Below are 17801 nucleotides of genomic sequence, written 5' to 3'. Positions count from 1 at the left end.
CGGCTGGGACTGGGAGGACGTCGTCCACCTCCTGGCCCACTGCGCGCTGGAGGCCGAGGAGGTGCGCGCCGCGCGCGCTCCCGGCCCTGCCTCCCATGCCGGCCCAACGACGACGACAACCATTTTCAGGAAGCGGAAGAGGTGACGCATGTCCGGAGGACTCCGCGTTGGCGACTTGTACGTGGCGGTGACGGCCACCGTGGGGCCCGCGCTGGCGAACCTCGGCAAGCTGGTGGAGGGCGTGGAGAAGGCTGCCAAGCAGGTGAAGGCCGCCGCGAAGGACATGGGCGAAATCGGCATGGTGGTGGCTGCGGGGATTGCCGGCGCCGTCGCGGCGGCGGCCACCTCCAACGCGGCCATGGCGAAAGAGACGGAGCGAATCAAGGCCCTCCTCTACACGCTGGCGGCGGACATTGGAGACGCCTTCCTCCCCGTGGTGAAGCAGGTGGCGGATGGGGTGGAGCGCGTGGTGGCCCACTTCCAGTCCCTCGCCCCGGACGTGAAGGCCTCCGCCGCCAACATGCTGGTGTGGGCGGCGAGTGCGGGCGTGGCGGGCATGGCGTTGAGCAAGGCCGCTGGCATCGTCGCCTCCTTCTCGGGGGGCGTGGGGCTGGTGCTGAAGGTGCTGGGCGCCCTCGACAAGTCCGTGGCCCTCACCTCCCTGGCGGCCTCCGTGGACAAGGTGACGGCCTCGCTTGGCGGGCTGACGGCGAAGGCCCCCGCCACCATGGGCAGCCTGGGGCGCCTGGCCCTCTCCTTCGGCGGCCTCCTGGTGCCGCTCTCTGCGGTGGCCGCCGCCGTGGCCGCCCTGGTGCTGCTGGCGGGCAGCGTCTACGCGGCCTGGGAGGACAGCAGCACGGGCGTGGCAGACCTCTTCCGGGGCATGGGTGAGCAGCTGAGCAAATGGGCCGGCAAGGTGGCGGACGGCTTCACCCGCGCTTTCGTGGCCCTGGGGGACTTCGTGAAGCGGGCGTCCCTCGCGGTGCTGGACGTCGTCGCGGCCCACGTTCGCGCCGTCTCCCGACTGCTGGAGCCGGTGGTGCGGCATGCGGGCTTCCCGGAGTTGGCCGCTACCTTCCGCGAGGTGTCCACCGTCACGGGCCGCGAGCTGCTGGACACGTTGGGCCAGTCCGCCCAGGTGCTTTGGGACGGCGCGAAGCAGACGGCGGAGGCCGTGGGCGAGTCCGTGGCCGACGCGGGGGCCGCGCTGAAGGAGAGCGTGGCCTACGGCCTGCGCACGAGCACGGCGGGGGCGAAGAAGCTCGGCACTGACATGGCCCGCGCCCTCAACCTGGAAGGCCTTACCGGGCAGATTCAAGCCCTGCTGACGAAGCTCGCGGGCGGCAGCGGCGACGCCTCGGGCAAGGCGCGCATCCGCAAGCCCACGGACAAGGCCGCTCTGGAGGCAGCCCGGAAGAAGGAGGCGGCGGAGCAGGCCGCCATGGCGAAGCTCCAGGCCCAGGCCAACGAGGAGTCCCGGAAGGAGTATCTGGCCAGCGTGCGCGCGGACGAATCCGCCGGGGCTGCCGCCTTCCATGAGATGCGCCTGGAGGCGGAGCGCCTCGCCGCTGAAGCGGAAGCCGCCATGGAAGCTGCCAGGGAGTCGCTGGTGGATCGCTTCATTGGCGGGCTGGGCCAGCTGGGCGACCTCATCAACGCGGGCGTCCAGGGCATGGAAGCGGGCGGGGCTTATGGCGCCATCATCGCCGTGGTGGGCGAGCTGCTCATGCAGTCCGAGGGCTTCAAGGGCGTCATCGAGTCCGTCAACACGCTCATCCAGAAGGTGGCTGACTCGCTGGGCACGTTGCTGGAGCCGCTCCAGCCTCTCCTCAACGCCGTGACGATGGTGGTGGATGGCTTCCTCTCCGCGCTGACGCCCGTCTTCGAGATGCTGGGGGAGGCCATCGAGCCACTGGTTCCGCCGCTGGTGGTGCTGGGCGACATCGTGAAGGGCCTGGCGCCCCTCTTCGCGGTGTTGGGACGCACCTTCCTACTGATTCAGCAGCCGCTCAGCATCCTGGGCGGGCCCGTCATGAAGGCCCTTTTCACGGCGCTGAAGTTCGTCGGCAGCATCGTCCTCACCATCGCGAAGGCCATCAGCGAAGTCTGGAATGCCGTCATCGGCGCAGTGCAGAACGTCATCCGCGCCATCTCCAGCCTCATCGACTGGACGGGCTTCGACGGGTTGAAGAAGTTCGCGCGCTCGCTCAACAGGCTGAAGGTGGACACCGACAGCATGGATGACTCCCTCCGCGTGCTGGAGGACACGACGTGGGACTCGGCGAAGGCGCGTGCCGAGGAAACCGCCCAGGTGGAGGAGCACACGAAAGCGGTGGCCCGCGCGACGGCGGCACTCACCAACGTGCCGGCTGCGTGGAGGGTGGCGCTGCGCCGCTTCGAGTCCGAGGACACGCAGGACGGCCCCACGGTGCTGCCCAAGCCGAAGCCCTCGCCCACGCCAAATGGCGAGGCGGAAGTGCCTGACGGCCCAGCTTCGTCCAGCGGGCAGGTGCCGGGATGGCTCCTCGGCATGTTGCCGCCCGCCATTCAGCAAATCCTCTTGGGGCAGGTGCCCGCTACGCCTGCGGTGCCGGGATGGCTCGGCAGCTACCTGCCCCCTGGCTTCAGCGGGGGAGGTCAGGTGCGCGCGCCGGAGACGGGCAACGTCTCCGCCATGGCCGCGCCCGTCACCTACAACATCACCGGCTACGACATCGACGCCGCCATGGAAGCCACGCGGCGGGATGAGTCTCTGCGCCAGCAGCGCGCGAGCATCCGCGTTGCTGGCAGCCGCGTGCGCCTCACGTCGCGATTCTCTGTCTCTTGAGGAACCCCACCATGCCGGCTGCCCTGGCCCTTTCTGGAATCCCCTTGCCCGTTTCAGCGGAGCGGGGACTCACGTACACGCCGACGCTGCTGGGCGAGCACCGCCGCACCTTCTCCGGGTGGCTGCGCAGCAGTGAGCGGCGCGAAGTCTTCACCCTGGCGGGCAACACGGGCCCGCTGACTCAGGAGGAGGCTCGCGCGTACCGGGGACTCCTCAAAGGCGAGGGCCAGGTGTGGAGCTTCGAGGACGGGCTGCGAAGCCATGCCTTCCTCTCGCCGAGCGCCATGGTGGGCAACGTGTGGGCGGTCGAGTCCTCGGGCCGTTTCGGTGGGTGCATGCTCATGGAGGCAGGAGCGAGCGTCACCTTTCCCACGGGCCTTGGAACGAAATGGACGGTGGCCTACTGGTGGAAGCGCCAGGGGACAAAGGACAGGTGGCGCCACCATGTCCACCGCGCGGGCGTGGGCCTCCACGTCAACGGCGCCGCAGTCGCAGTTCCCCACGCGGATGGCTTCCTCGTCGTGGACGGCACGGGCCAGTTGCCCCTGGGCGCGGTGACGCTCAGCAACGCAGCGGCTGGGGGCGAGCTGCTGGTGGACGAGCTGGTGGTGCTGCCGTGGGTGGCGCCCGCGTCATGGGTGGCCCCCTGGTTCGCTGCCGGTGAGTCCTTCGGCGCGCCGTACCCGTACCACCGGGCCTCGGGCGCTGCCCTCTACGAGCCGCTGCCGGTGCTGGGCCGAGTGGGCACGGGACGCGCGGTGCAGTGGTGGGAGGGCGGTGTCCTCGTCCTCGGGCAGGAGTTCGACTTCGAGTTGCAGGAGCGCTGACGCATGCGGCCCCTCTCTTCCTTCCAGGCGGCCCTCCTGGGCAGCCCTTCCGGCTACTCCACCCACCCGCGCGTCTGGGTACGCGACGCGGGCGGCGAGTGGCGCGGCCTGCATACCCTTCTGGGCTTCGACTGGGTGCTGGGCGTGCGCGTCAACGACAAGGTGGACGCACCCGTGGCCGAAGCGGAGGTGTCGCTGTTGCGCAGCGGCGCCGCTGGTGCGCGCCTCTCCCTCTCACCTCTCGTGGTGCAGTCCCTCGCGAACACGACCAATGCGGGAGCCTTCGCGCCGCTGCTCGTGGAGGGCGCCTACTTCCGCGTGGAGTTGGGCATTGCGCCTCTCTCCACCGCGCCGAAAGAGGAGGACTACTTCGAGGTCTTCCGAGGACGCATCGATGAGGTGGACGCCGGGCCCGATGAACTGCGCATCGTGGGCCGGGACTTGGGAGGCTTGCTCCAGGACACCTTCATCGAGGTGGAGCGCGAATACGGCAATGACACGGTGGGTGTGGCGGTGCAGTCCATCATCCAGGCGCTACTCGACGACAACGGCCTTGCCACCTTCGCACTCTTCACGCCCGTGGACCCCATGTCCCAGCGCGGCCGGTACGTGCAGCAGGTGGAGCCGGTGCTGGACGCGGCGCGCACCCTCGCGCAGCGGATTGGCTGGGACTGTCGAATGCGCTGGCAGCCTGCCGCGAGCGCCTACGCGCTGACGCTCTCCGCTCCGGACCGCCTCCAGGTGGAGGAGGACTGGGCCTATGGCCCGGACGAGTACGGCAACCTCGACGCGGTGACGCGGCAGTTGGCGGACATCCGCACGGACGTGGAGGTCGTCTACCGCGACAAGTTTGACTTGGACGCCTCGGGCACGCCGAAGCGCAAGACAGTGACGGCCAGCAACCCCACGGCTCGTGCCCAGGTGGGCCGCCGCTGGATGCAGGTGGCGAACGACGACCTCGACAACATCGACACGAAGGCCGAAGCGCAACGGCTGGCGGACGCGGCCATCGCGGACCTCTCCGTCTCACCCCTCACCGTCACCATGACGGTGGACCCTCACCCGGGCCTGGAGCTGGCGGACCTGGTTCTGGTGCTGCCGGACGGCATACGACTGGACACGGCGCAGCGGCTTGCCGTGCAGGAGTTGGAGCACCAGTGCGCCACGGACGGCACGGCGCGCATGAAGCTGGTGCTGCGCGGCCAGCCCTCCACGTCGCTGCGTGAGTGGCTGGAGCGCGACAGCCGGCCGGGCATTGCCCCCAGCGCTGCCTTCACTGGCCCGGCCGCGCCGCAAGAAGTGAGGGCGACGCCGACCGTCAACGGGTGCGTGGTGACGTGGACCCCCGCCACTACCGGCCCGGCCTGGGACGAGTACGAGGTGCACGCGTCGCGCACGCCGGGCTTCCAGCCCTCGGAGGCCACCTTCCAGGGGCGGGCGTCGGCGACGCGCTTCCCGCTCCCCGACTTGCGTCCTGGCGCCACCTACTACTGCCGGGTGGTAGGCCGCGACGTCTCGGGCAACCTGGGCGCGCCCTCTGCCGAGGTGTCCGTCACCACGGCCTACGTGACGCCAGCCACGTTGCAGCCCAGCGTGGCCTTCGGCGAGTCACCGCCCAACCCGGACTTCGAGGCGCACTCCTTCGAGGAGCTGCCACCGGACGCGTGGACGATGGGCGTCGGCCTCTGGGGGGCGCATGCCCAGGTGACGACGGACGCGTACACAGGGGCGCGTGCTGTCCGGCTGGTGGCGAACGGCACGCGGCTCGACTCCCAGGCGATGATTGCCCGGCCGGGCGACAGGTACAGCGTGGATGCCCTCGCGAGGGCGTCACAGACAGGGACGGCCTTCTCCATCCAACTTGTCTGGTACGGCGGCGCCTTCAACGTGCTGGGGACGGTGAGCACGACGAAGGTGCTGCCGACGAGTGGATGGGAGCGGATGACGGGCTTCCACAACGCGCCCGCCGGGACGCGCTACGTCCAGGTGCGCCTGCTGACCCAGGCGACGCAAGGCGCGCCGTGGGTGTACGTCGATTCGGTGCGCCTGGAGCGCATCGGCAGCCTTGTCGAGCCGTGGGCGGCCATCCGCACCGGGCAGATTAGCGACCTGGAGAATGGCTGGCTGGCGTGGGATGCCACCAACTGGCCCCTGGGCTACTACCGCAACAGCGACAACGAGGTGTCCGCACGCGGCCTCATCCGCCCTGGGACGGTGGGCTACGTGAACGCGTACCGCTTCCCGGTGGGCTACCGGGCCAGTTCCAACCGCATCCTGGCACTGCCGACGAGCCACGGCTTCGCCATGGGGCAGCTCAACGTGGACGGTGGCCTCCAAGTCTTCAGCCTGCCCACGGGCGCGGCATGGGTGAGCCTGGACGCGGTGCGCTTCCGGGCGGAGGGGTAGCGCGCGCCACGGCGGGAAGGTGCCCCCATTGAAAGGGGGAATGACGACTCCCTGCCCTGAACTCTTCTCCCGCGTCGCCCTGGCGTCCCTCTACCCGCCCTTCCGCGAGGTGATGGCCGAAGTCATCTCCCGCTGCCGGGAGCGCGGCGCGGACTACGTGGCCACGCGCGGCTTCGCCACCTTCGCCGAGCAGGAGGCGCTCCACGCCCGGCACCTTCGAGGCGAGGGCGGACGCGCGGCCCCAGCAGGCCTCTCTGCGCACAACTACGGCCTCGCCGTGGACTTCTGCCGCGACGCGGACGTGAGTCGTCCGGGCCTTCAGCCGCGCTGGGACGCGCCCGCGTATGCCGTCCTGGGCGAGGAGACACGCAAGGCGGGCTTCGTGTGGGGCGGCTCCTTCGGCGATGCGCCGCACTGCCAGTGGCCCGGCCTCATGAGCGGTACGCAGCTTCAGCCCGTGCGCGGCCTCTTCCTCTCGGAGCCGGCGGGCGCCACGGACGCGCAGCGGCTCGCCTCTGTCTGGCGCTTCCTCGACACGACGCGAGCGCGGCCTGACTGGCGCGCTGGAAACCCCACCCTGGCCGCGTCCCTGGCGCGGCTCGGCTTCTAACTCTCCCTCGCCCAACGAAAGGCCATGCCCATGCTGCGACGTCTCGCTGTCCTCCTCTCGCTGTCCCTCGTCCTCCCCGCCGTCGCTTTCGCCCAGGAGGCCGGCGCCCCGGACCCCTCCAACGTGGAGTCCTTCGCGCGCCTCGTCCTCGACGCGGTGACGGCTCGTAACTGGGCCCTCGTCGCCTCCCTCGGCGTCGTGGCCCTCGTCTACGTGCTGCGCCGGTACATGGGGGCCTGGTGGCCGGTGTTGCGCACGGCGCGGGCGGGCGCGGCGCTGGCGGTGCTGCTGTCCGTGGCGGGCGCGGTCGCCAATGCGTTGCTCGCGGGCGAGTCCTTCACCGTGGCGCTGCTGCTGAAGGCGGTGGCCATCGGCCTCGGTGCGGCCGGTGGCTTCTCCGTGGTGAAGGCGCTCCTCTTCGGCGACGCGGACGCGGAGGCGGTGCAGAAGGCCGGAGAGGTAGCGGCCGGGGAGATTGCCGGCAAGGCGGCGGCGGTGGCCGCGCTGGAGTCCCTCAAGCCGGGCGACAAGGCGTGAAAGCCTGGGTGCTCGCGCTGGCCCTCGTCCTCGCGGGGCCGGCGCACGCCGAGGGCGAGGTGTTGGACGTGGCGCGCGCCACCGTGACGCTTCAGGACGGGCGCACGGTGGCGGTATCCGAGGGCTGCTGGCTGTCCACGGAGCGCTGCGTCCTCACGGCCCGCGAGCTGCGGCGCCTGGAGGCGGAGAACGCGGAGCTGCGTCGGCAGTCCTCCAGGGTGCCCGTGGCGGCGGTGCTGCTGGCTGTGGCCGTGGGCCTGGGGGCTGGTTTCGCGGCGGCCCGACTCGCGAGGTGAAGTGGCAACGCCCCACCTGCAATGGAGGCCTCCACGGCCATTCCTGACGATGGAGGTTTCCGCGTCTGGTAGGGTTTCGCGTCGGAGAGCCTCCGTTGCCGCGACTTGCTGCCCTTCTCGTCCTGCTGCTGGGGACCGCCGTCCCTGCCCAACCTGCCCCCGCTTCCCGCGAGCGCCAGGAGCGCCGCATCTCCCTTCCGGATAGTGCCTCGGAGCCCGTGCCGGAGCTGCACGTCGCGACCGGCGCCGTCACCTTGCTTCTCTTCGACGCGCCGTTGGATCGGGCCTCGGTGGAACTGGAGGGCCGCGAGCGGTTCCGGCTCGTGGACATCGGCGAGCGCATCCTCGCGCTGGAGCCTGCGGCGGACCTGGGCCCTGGTGAGCGCCTAGGGCTGCGAGTGCGGTACTCAGATGGCGCGCGGCCCGAGCAGGCTGTCTTTGTGCTGGTAACGCATCAGTCCGAGGTTGATGTGCGGATCCAGGTCTTCCGTCGCGCGCAGTCGATTCCCGCGCTTCAGGCGGAGCTGGCGGCGGTACGTGCCGAGCTTGCCGCACTTCGTGCGCACACCGAGGCGAGCAGCCCGGCGGTTATCACCCTGTTGGGAGTCCTGGATGAAAACGGGGTAGCTGCCAGGAAAGTTGAGCTTCAACCCATGAAGGAGATGCAGTTCTCACTGCACGTCGTGGACGGCTTCAGTCTCCGTGCACCCACTTGGGGAGTGGTGTCCGTGGAGGTGAAGAACCACGGCAAGACACCGTGGACGCCCACGGAAGCGCGCCTCACCCGTTCAACGGGGGGGGCGCGAGTGCCGGTGCGCGGCGTGCGCATGAAGCAACCCCAGATTGGTCCCGGAGAGGTTGGCACCGTTGTGGTGGAGACGGAGATGCCTGTCGAGGATGCAGTTACGCTGTTCCGCTTGGAAGTGGTGGATGCCACGGGCGCGCGTCCTCTTCTCGTTCCGCGTGTTGCGCTGTAGAGGTCGGCCATGTTGACGGTCATTCACCACCCCGCGCAGCTCCCGCCCGGGTACATGATTCACGGCTGGCGCGTGGTGAAGCTGCTGGGTGCGGGCACCTACGGTGCTGTCTATCGTGTCGAGATGAACGGCCACCACTTTGCGATGAAGATCGCGATGCACCGGCCAGGGAGCGGCGACGCGGAGCAGGCGGACGCACGGTTGAAGCGTGAGCTGGGCTGCCTCGTTCACCTGACTCACCCGAACATCGTTGGGGTCCATGGTCATGGCCGCTTCCCCGACTTCCGCACCGGGTGGCTCTACGTCGTCTTGGACTTCATAGAGGGCCACACCTTGGCCGAGTGGGTGGAGCGGATGCACCCCACGGCGCAGGAGGTGGTCCGCGTCTTCGAGAAGCTCGCGGGCGCCATGGACTACATGCACGGGCGCGGCGTCTTCCACCGCGACCTGAAGCTCGCCAACATCATGGTGCGCGCCAAGGACGGCGAGCCCGCCATCCTCGACTTCAGCGCAGGCGACTACACGCACGCCGAGGACTTGACGGATGCGCCCCTGCCGCCCGGCACCCGCCGCTATCGCTCGCCCGAGGCATCACGCTTCCTGAAGGAGCATGGAGACGAGCGGGGCGCGCGGTACGAGTTCAAGGTGACGGATGACGTCTACGCGCTGGGCGTCTGCCTCTATGACGTGCTGACGACAGCGGAGCCCGCGAGCGGGTCCCCGAAGGCGACCGTCGAAGGACGTTGGGTGCCCAAGTCCGCCCGGGAGTTGAACGCGCGGGTGCCAGCGGGGCTCAGTGACGTGGCGATGCGCTTCATTGCGCGGAAGCCGGAGGAGCGGCCCCCCACGGCCGAGGTGATGCGCCGCGAGTTGGCGGCCCTCGCGGGCGAAGCGGGACCGGAGTGGACCGTTCCCGTCCACGTCCCCTCGTTGAAGCCCCCGACCGCTCCCGCTTCCAACACGGATGAGGAAACGCCCCCTGCCCGCCGCGTGAGGAGGGCCCGCGCCGTGGACGCCGGAGTGGCGCTCCTGGTCGTGGCGGCCGTGGCGGGGGCCTTCATGTGGCTGCGTCCCGCGTTGCATCCTGTCTCCAGTGAGGACGTTGAGCGTCCGCCCGCGCCCACTTCGCCTGGGGATGCGGGAGTCGCCTCCCTCGTTCCTCCCCCCGTGCCCACCCCTTCGGGAGATGCGGGCCCCTCACCTGACGCGGGCGACGTGCTGGCCGGGTCGTCCCCTGGGGTAGCTTTGCCCCCTCTTGATCCTGTTCGGAAGGAAAGCTCCGCCGTGAAGCGTGCTCCCATCGTCGCAAGCCCGTCCAACGCCCCGGCCAAGACGGCCTCCACTACTAGCGCCAGGACGGAGTTCCTCGCGAAGTGTGCTGCGGCGAGCGCCGCCGTAGCCTTGCAACTCGGCTGCCCCAGCAGCTCCCAGGTGCGTCCTGAATCAGGGGCGTGCCCAGAGGAAGCGCGCAACGCCATGTTCGGAAGACTAAGCAACGGAGGGCTCGGTTGGTCGACGCGCACTTCCGTGATGCTCACCATCGATAGGAGCCAACCGGGCGATCCTGGTGAGGAAGGGGTGTTCAGGGATGGCCCCGTGACAGGGGTTGTCTACAAGGGCACGGCCTACATCCCCAAGGGAACGGTGTTCTACGGCCGGTTGTGGACGGGAGATGGGACGTTCCTTCTGGCCCGCTACACCGAAGCACACCTCCCGGACGGCCGCACGTTGCCGGTGTGCGTTGCCATTGGGCAGAACGGCCCCCAGAAGGCGTGGGAGGGCTCCAAGCCGGGGGCAGTTGTCTACTCTGTTGGAGACTACGCTTATGTCGTGGACCGCTGGCCCTGAGTCAGGAACGTAAAGACTCGTTGCATTTCTGCCGCTGCGGGGGACATTCCGGGGATAGCAGGAAAATTTGAAGTAGATGACCCGTGGCGTCGTTCACGCGTGGAGGCAGCCGGAGGTAGCTTTCCGTCTGCCTTTGCGCGGCTCCCTCGCGCGGGCATTCAGGAGCCCCCTTCATGTCCAGTGGTGCTGACTCCCGGCTCGCCGGGGGCACGGTCCTCTTTTGCCAGGGTGATACCACCTACGAGTTCTTCCAGGAGCTAGGCATTGGTCGCAATGGAGAGCGCGTCCTGTTCGCCCGGCCCCGGACGCCCTCAGGCTACAAGGGGAAGGTCATCGTGAAGTGCGTGCCTCTGCCGGAAGGGGCCGTGCCGGAGAAGTTCCAGCGGGCGCGTGCACGGCTGGAAGAGGAGGTGCGGCTGGCCCAATTCCTCCAGCACCCCAACATCGCCCGCGTCCATGGCCTCTTCGAGATGAAGTTCGGAGAGGCACTGGGCTTGGGCGCCGTGATGGAGTGCGTGGAAGGCTTCAGTCTGAACACCCTCCTCACCATCGCCCAGATGCGTGGGCGCTACTTCTCCGAGGCCTTCGTCCTCTATGTGGGCGCGGAGGTGGCGGCGGCCCTGGCGCATGCGCACACTCGCACGGACGACGCGGGCAACTCGCTGGGCATCGTCAACCGTGACATCAACCCCGGCTGCATCCGCCTGCGCCCCAACGGGGGCGTGGTGCTGACGGACTTCGGCGTCGCTTGCTCCCAGCTGCAAGGGCGCCTTGCCACGACGCTGCCGCGCCCTCCAGGGGAAGTCATCTACGCCTCACCGGAGGCACTGGCAGGAGAGGTGGCGGACGCGAGAAGCGACCTCTTCTCCCTGGGGCTGGTGCTGCTGGAGTTCGCCACGGGGCGACACCTCTACTATCCGGGGAATCTCAAGGAGGAGGACGAGGCTCCACACCTCTCGCGGGAGCAGAGTCACCGCGTGCTCGCGGCGCTGGCCACGACGATGGACATGCACTTGCCGCCCTTCGTGGAGGACGCCGTCCAGCATGCCATGACGTACCGGGTGAAGGACGTGAAGGAAGCCGCGTTCGGGCTGTCCACCCCGCTGCGCTCCGTCTTCCTCCGGCTGCTGTGCCGGGAGCCCGCGTCTCGCTACCCGACAGCGGGGGCGCTGGAGCTGGAGTTGCGCGGGCAGCTCGCGCGGCTGGGGCCGTACAGCGCGGCGTATGCAGTGAAGGAAGTAGAGACAGCCCTCTTTGAAGGCGGCGAGGCCCTGGAGGAGCTGAATCTGCTGGAAGACGAGGGTGGCATCGTCCCGGCCTTTCCGTCGCGGAGTCAGGACGCCATCCGCACGGAGCCGCACCCGCTGCGCAGCGCGGACGAGACGACGACAGAGCCGGGACCGGGCGCCTTGCGTCTGTCACGGCATTAACAGTCGCCGGCGCGACGCAGCCGACCTTCACCCCTGGGTAGCAGCGCGGGGCCTGCGGGTGCCGGGCTGAATGTCAGACGTGTGTCCTTTGCTCTCCTGGGAGGTGTCACTCCCAGGGGGCGTGGATGCGAATGACGCGAAGCGGGGCTGTCTGGCTGTGGCTGCTGTTGCCGGTGGCCGCATGGGCCGACGACGTCCCGGAGGTGCCGCCCGTAGAGGAGGAACGGCGCCCCCTGGACGAGGCCTGGCGCAACCTGCTGCGCGTGGAGGCGACGACGTTGTCCTTCCTTCCGCGCGCTGGCGCCGGCATGGACGAGGGCTTCCTCCAGGTGGAGCCCACCCTTGTCTTCGAGCGAGGCGAGGACTTCGGCCTCAACCTGGGCACGCCCGTGAGGCTGCGCCTCTGGGGCGGTGGAGGGGACGCGGGCTTCGTGCGGAAGGAGGACTGGGACAGCGTCTCGGACTTCGGGCAGGTGGTGCGCGCCCTCAAGCTGGGCTCGGACAACGCGCCCGTGGGCGTCTGGTTTGGCGCGCTGGAGGGCTACAGCCTGCTGTCCGCGCACCTCGTGCGGCGCTACGGCGGGCGACTCAACCCCGACTACCACCCGGCGGGCGGCTTCCTCACTGGCACCCTGGGGCCCCTCTACACGGAGGCCTTCGTCTCGGATGTGCTGGGCGCGCGCCTCATGGGGGCGGAGTTCTCCCTCGACGTGGAGCACGTCCTCTTCGGCCCGCCCCGAGAGAAGGCGCGCTACACGCTGGCGCTGTCGGCGGTGCACGACTGGGGCCGGGCCGGGGGCCGGACGCCCTCGGTGACGCTGGCGCACCTGGACGCCATGGCCGTGGTGGTGGTGCGGCCCACCTACGAAGTGCACGTCCAGGCGGGCTGGGGTGGACGGACTGGTGAAGGCGGTGCCTGGGGCGCGGTGGTGGGCGCGGGCGTGGACGCGAGGACGCCCACGCTGCGATTGCTGCTGCGCTTGGAAGGGCGTCGGCAGCACGGCGGCTTCCGTCAGGGTTTCTTCGGCCCGGACTACGAGCTGGCGCGATTCAAGGCAGCGGGGCCGGAAGGCGTGCCGCTGGCGGAGGCGTCCTTCCCGGATGGGTATTCAGCCTATGGCGAGGCGGAGGTGGGCTGGGACGCGGTCCGCTACTGGGGCGTCCACAAACACCTGAAGCTGTCGCTGGGGGTGGAGGCCTTCAACTGGGGGCGCTTCGATGTGGACGGGCGCGTGGCGGTGCAGTTCTTCGAGCGCTCCGTGGAAGTCGCCTTGAAGGGGCTCGCGGTGGGGGCGGGACAGCCTGGGGCGCGCTACCTGGGCGGGGCGGAGCTGCGCTGGCGTTTGCTGGGCGGGAAGCTCTACGCCATGGGCACGGCGGGCACACTGATGTTCCCCGAGGGCGTGGGCACGCTGCGGCCGGGCGCCTTCGCCTCGCTGGGCCTGGGGGTGGACAATGCGCGCTGACGCCCTGCTGCTGGCCCTCGCCATGCTGGCGACGGGTTGCGTTTCGGTGTCGCCCACGCCTCGCCAAAACCTGAGCCTGAGCTACACGCAGCGCCCAGCTCCCGCGCCAGAGGGGGCACAGTCGCCGCGCGAGGAGGTGCCTGCCTCTCGGGCCTCGTCGCGGCCGACCATCGCGACTTCTGGGGAGCAGGGGCGGATGACGCGCCACCGGAAGCTCCGGGAGGACACGGCGGGCATGGCTGGGGCCGTGGGCGGCGGCCTCGCTCACCGTGACGCGAGGGAAGACGCCTGGGAGAAGCTCCTCACGGACGCGGGGTTGGAGACTCAGGACGCGCGCCCCCTGGCGGGCGGCTCGCTGACTCCCACGCAGGCGGCGCGGCTGCTGGAGCAGCTCATGCAAAAGCCTGTGACGCTGGGCACCTTCCCGCCCCGCATGGCGGCGGGCTTCCTGCTGCGCGAGGTGCTGGAGGGCGGCGAAGTCTCGCGCGAGGAGTTGCTGCGCAAGGTGGAGCGCTTCTCCCGGGAGCGGGTGGCCGTCCTCCGGCCGGATGGATACCTCGCGTGGGCCCTCAACGGGAACACGCAGCAGAAGGTGGCGCCCGTCGAGTGGAAGGACGGCGCCTTCCGCGCGGGCAACTTCGAGTTGGGCCGCTTCTACAGCGGCAAGGGCGGCGTCTTCCGTGCCGTGGACGCGCAGCTCCAGGCTTCGGACTGGCGGCCCCTGGCCGAGGTGTACAGCGACGCGGACGTCATCAGCCGCTCGTTGGACGGGGCGCAGGATGCCTTCGTGGAGCTGTACCACGCGCTGGGGCAGACCCTCTCTCGCCCCATGGACAGCATCGCGGCGCTGGGCAACCTGCCGGCGGGAGTCGCGGCCCTCATCGAGTCGTCGCCCGCGTACTGGGAGCGCTTCAAGTTCATGACGGAGGGCGAGCAGATCCGTGAGGTGGCGCGGCTGACGACGAGCGTGTTCGCCACCTGGGGCGCTGCCTCGGCGACGACGCGGTCCCTGAAGGGACTGGCGGTGGGAGCGGAGGCCACGGTGCCGGTGCTCTCACTGTCGGCGGAGGGCGTGCTGGCGCTGGAGCGCGTCGCGGTGCCGGCAGAGCGCGCGGCGGTGGTGTTGAGCGGAGGGCCCGGGGCGGCCATCATCCTTCAGCGCGCCAGCACCGCCTCGAAGGGAGGCGCGCCTTCCCAGGGGCCTGGGCAGTGGGGGCCCGCGAAGGAGTCGATGTCCGCGCGTGCCCGGCGCTACCAGGAGCAGATCACGGGGCATTCCGCCGACGAGGCATACTGGGTCGGCGGCGTGGGCCAGAACAGCGGAGGCGTGAAGTTCGATGGGTTCAAGGATGAGGTGCTGCTGGAGGCCAAGGGGCCAGGCTATGCGAACAAGTTCCTCGACAATCTTGCCCCCAGAGTGTGGTTCGAGAAGTCAGGGGCCCAAGCGCTCGTTGATCAAGCCCAGCGCCAGTTGGCCAAAGCCCCTCACAGCACGCACATCCGGTGGCATATCGCCGAGCAAAAGACTGCCGAGGCCATAAGGGAGCTATTTCGAGCCAACCAGATTGAAGGAATCGAAATTGTCTTCACGCCTCCACTTCCGTGAACAACCCATGAATATGAACGAGAAATATTATGCCGGGGCCTATTGGGGCCCAAGGAAGGAGTCTCCAGAGGAATGTGCAACGAGGCTAGAGGCTCTACTTAGGGGCCTGTACGAGGTAGAGCCTTCATTCACTCGCTGGTTTCAGACGGGCAAGTCTCGCAAGGATGCCAAGTTGCGTCCCATGGAGCCCATTCGCTCTGAGCTTGAGTCACTCGTTCGTCGAGGCAAGGATCGCATCGTCGAAGAGATTGGCTATCGCGTCGGCGGTTGGAATGGCGTGGACGATGACTATGACGCAACTGGTTTCCTCGTCACTTGCGGCAGTTACGCCACAAGGGTGAGCAACGCCTGTGCGTTCACGCTCCCCAGCCGAGGGCCGCATGCCGAGCAGATCCTGACCGCCCCAGTACAGGCAGGCCTCCTGCGCGCAGCAGTTGTAGCGTGGGAGCCTAACTGGGGCGTTGCCACCTCACACGCGCTAAGCAGCCTGATGGATTCGCGCACGGGAAGGGGCGCACCTCGTATCGGGTGGGTGATGTACCTTGCTCACCACTTGGGCGCGATGCCACCCTTGCCTACTCCGGTCCGCATCGAGCCCGTGGAGGACAAGGGCACCCTCATCGTCCTGACCCCCGAACGCTTCACGGTCAGCAACCCGGAGCATGTGGCGCTAGCCGAACGAGTGGGAGAGTTGTTGGACCGAGCGGGGTTGTTGAAACCTCTCCAGCCCCAAAAGTAGGCGCATGGGGGGCCGAGCAGTGAACGACTCGGCCCTCCGTCGCACGGCTTCGAGCCTCGCCGAGGGGCGGCGCCCATTGCCCCCATATAGCCCCTCCCCAGGGGAATCTGGCGGGAGGGGACGGGACAGGGCGGGATGACGGAGGGCCAACCTCCAGAGGGAAATCGCGGGTCAAGGCGATCCTGCCTCGGGAATGGGTTGTCTCGTGCTGCGGGTTCGAATCCCGCCTTCGGCACTGTTTCGCCCTGTATTTACGAGTGGTTGGCGGCGTCCTCCCCGCGTGTCGCACGTATGTCGCACGCTGGAGCGAGCGGACGGTCCAGGACGTTGACCGCCGTCCTGCGGCTGTCTGGGCTTGGCCCGGTTCGGTGGCTCTCCCGCAGTTTGTGTGACGCGCAAGCTCAGGCGGCAAGCAGCGCGCGACGGCGCAGCAGGTCGAAGCTGGCTCGCCCATACATCTGTCGCTTCAGAAGTTTGAGCTTCGTGATTTGGCCTTCGGACTGCGCGTTGCTCCAGGGGGTCGTCAGCGCGGCCCGGACGGCATCGCCGTCCTGTTCAAGCCCCTGTGCGAAGGATTCCACCGCGCGCACGCCGCACGTGCGTGCCTCGCCCAGCCACTGCTCGAATGCGGCGCAGGACGAGACAGGCTCAGCACCGTGTGAGACACCCCGCTCGCGCACCAGGTCACCGAAGCGACGTGTCAGTGCAGCGACGCGTGCAGCCTCTTCATCCTGCTCGATGCGGGTCAGCGTGGCTGCCTCCGTGGAGGTGAGCGCGGAGCGCGACTGGACGCAGAGCCATGCCAGTTGCTTGGGCGAGGGGAGGCTTTCAACGCGGCGCGGGGCCTTCGGGATTGAGTCGTGGCCGCGACGTGTGCGGGGCGTCGAGCGCGCCGGTGCCGTACGCCGCGTCTGGAGCCAGCGATGGACCTGCCGCGAGGTGCCGCCAAAGCCCTTGACGCGAATCTCACGCCAGAGGGCGAGCGCATTCTCGCAGCCAGCGGACTGCCTCTGTGCGAGGTACGCCACGAAGGGGTCGAGGATACTTGGACCGGGGAGTCGAACCGCACGTTCTGGAAAGGTTTCCGCGTGGGCGTACTTGCGCACCGTTGCTCGCGCAAGCCCGAGGGTGCGGCTGATTTTCAGCAGGGGCTCTCCAGCCAGGTGCAGGCGCCGCACCGCCTCGTAGGCGGCAGTTCGGCGGGCCCTGCTTTCCTCCCCGGCGCGCGATTCAGCACGCGTGCGCGGGAAACTGACGTGACGACGCACGGGAGAGTCCTCCGCGCTCGTCACTTCGGGCAGAGCCCGCAGGCGCGCATGGTTGCCAGTCAGCCAGCGCTCCACCATCTGCCGACCATTGAGTAGCAGGTGCCAGCGGTCCGCGACCTGCTGGGCGCCGGGCGCTCCGAGACTCGCCGCACGTGCGTACTCGGTGGAGCGGTCCCTGGCGATGAGTTCGACGCCTGGGTGCTCGCGCAGCCATGCAGCAACAGTCGGTGCCGAGCGGTCAGACAATAGGTCGACGACGCGGTGTGCTTCCAAGTCGACAAGGATGGTGCCGTAGGTGCGGCCTTTTCGCAGGGCCCAGTCATCCACTCCGAGGACCCGAGGCTGTATCCGCGGAGGGAGGGGAGCGCTGTGCATCAACCGAAGCAGCGTGTCGGGACTCGTCGACATGGCGAGTGGCGCGAGAAGCCTGGCCCCGGCTTCTGCTCCCGCCGTCATGCCCACCGCGCGCTGCGCCGTGGCGAGCCGATGCGTGCGCCGGGCACGGGGGGCGAGCAGACGAGGCAGGTGCTCCGCGAAGGTGCGGCGCGTGCACGTCTTGTTTCGACAGGAGAAACGGCGCACATGCAGATGAAGCTGAACAGCGTGCCCAGCAGAAGGCAGAGCAGCCGGGCGCCGGACGTAGGTGCTGTGCGGCGTTTCGCTACGCACCTTGCAGGAAGGGCATCGCGCGCTTTTGCTCTCCGGTCGTACCACGAGGACAGCTCCCGCTGAACTGCTACGTGTCACGCGCTCCACCCGACAGCCGGGAGTCGAGTACAACTCTTTCATTCCCAGAAGTAATCGCCGCCATGGCCTCCCGCCAGCACCGCCTGCCTCCTTGCTCGAGGATCACACAAACTGCGGGAGAGCCCGAACCGGGCCAAGCCCACTCCCGCCGGCAGCGGTGCGCAGCGCCAGGTGTTGCAGCCGGCGCACCAGCCCGCGTGCAACTCGTACTGCTTCA

At 69.0% G+C, this 17801-nt stretch carries 13 protein-coding genes; 12 read left to right on the top strand and 1 reads right to left on the bottom strand.

Translation table 11 applies throughout. From position 1 onward, the window contains the following. Positions 1-148 precede the first annotated feature (148 nt). From K8556_RS37125 to K8556_RS37070, 12 genes are all read left to right on the top strand, one after another. Positions 149-2827 carry a hypothetical protein gene (locus K8556_RS37125; protein WP_223744869.1) on the top strand — a complete coding sequence of 893 codons (2679 nt, stop codon included), beginning with the start codon at positions 149-151 and terminating at the stop codon, positions 2825-2827. Positions 2828-2871: 44 nt separating this feature from the next. Next, positions 2872-3654 (top strand): hypothetical protein, encoded by a 783-nt coding sequence (locus K8556_RS37120; RefSeq protein ID WP_223744868.1) that lies wholly within the window; start codon positions 2872-2874, stop codon positions 3652-3654. 3 nt (positions 3655-3657) lie between these two features. Beyond that, the gene (locus K8556_RS37115; RefSeq protein ID WP_223744867.1) at positions 3658-6060 is read left to right on the top strand and encodes a fibronectin type III domain-containing protein; all 2403 of its coding nucleotides are present in this window, start codon (positions 3658-3660) and stop codon (positions 6058-6060) included. 40 nt (positions 6061-6100) lie between these two features. Further along, positions 6101-6670 (top strand): M15 family metallopeptidase, encoded by a 570-nt coding sequence (locus tag K8556_RS37110; RefSeq protein WP_223744866.1) that lies wholly within the window; start codon positions 6101-6103, stop codon positions 6668-6670. A gap of 30 nt (positions 6671-6700) precedes the next feature. Beyond that, positions 6701-7207, top strand: a complete 507-nt coding sequence (locus tag K8556_RS37105; RefSeq protein WP_223744865.1) for a hypothetical protein — start codon at positions 6701-6703, stop codon at positions 7205-7207. After that, complete coding sequence (locus K8556_RS37100; protein WP_199724156.1) at positions 7204-7503, top strand: hypothetical protein; 300 nt, start codon at positions 7204-7206, stop codon at positions 7501-7503. The genes K8556_RS37105 and K8556_RS37100 overlap by 4 nt, the downstream gene beginning before the upstream one ends. A gap of 95 nt (positions 7504-7598) precedes the next feature. Continuing rightward, entirely contained in the window at positions 7599-8480 is an 882-nt protein-coding gene (locus tag K8556_RS37095) for a DUF2381 family protein (protein ID WP_223744864.1), read from the top strand. 9 nt (positions 8481-8489) lie between these two features. Continuing rightward, complete coding sequence (locus K8556_RS37090; protein WP_223744863.1) at positions 8490-10328, top strand: serine/threonine-protein kinase; 1839 nt, start codon at positions 8490-8492, stop codon at positions 10326-10328. Between the two features lie 173 nt (positions 10329-10501). After that, entirely contained in the window at positions 10502-11758 is a 1257-nt protein-coding gene (locus tag K8556_RS37085) for a protein kinase (RefSeq protein ID WP_223744862.1), read from the top strand. Between the two features lie 125 nt (positions 11759-11883). Then, the gene (locus K8556_RS37080) at positions 11884-13224 is read left to right on the top strand and encodes a hypothetical protein (protein WP_223744861.1); all 1341 of its coding nucleotides are present in this window, start codon (positions 11884-11886) and stop codon (positions 13222-13224) included. A 196-nt stretch (positions 13225-13420) separates the two neighbouring features. Continuing rightward, positions 13421-14830 carry a Tox-REase-5 domain-containing protein gene (locus K8556_RS39610; RefSeq protein WP_223744860.1) on the top strand — a complete coding sequence of 470 codons (1410 nt, stop codon included), beginning with the start codon at positions 13421-13423 and terminating at the stop codon, positions 14828-14830. Positions 14831-14837: 7 nt separating this feature from the next. After that, on the top strand, positions 14838-15569 hold the full coding sequence (locus tag K8556_RS37070) for an immunity 52 family protein (protein WP_370640028.1): 732 nt from the start codon (positions 14838-14840) through the stop codon (positions 15567-15569). A gap of 401 nt (positions 15570-15970) precedes the next feature. Here the strand turns inward: K8556_RS37070 and K8556_RS37065 are convergent, their stop codons facing one another. Continuing rightward, the gene (locus K8556_RS37065) at positions 15971-17626 is read right to left on the bottom strand and encodes an ISL3 family transposase (protein WP_223744858.1); all 1656 of its coding nucleotides are present in this window, start codon (positions 17624-17626) and stop codon (positions 15971-15973) included. Positions 17627-17801 lie beyond the last annotated feature (175 nt).

It is taken from the genome of Corallococcus sp. AS-1-12 (assembly GCF_020036995.1).
Classification (GTDB): domain Bacteria; phylum Myxococcota; class Myxococcia; order Myxococcales; family Myxococcaceae; genus Corallococcus.
The sequence above is the reverse complement of the archived record's forward strand: the minus strand, read 5'-3'. Positions and strand labels throughout refer to the sequence as shown.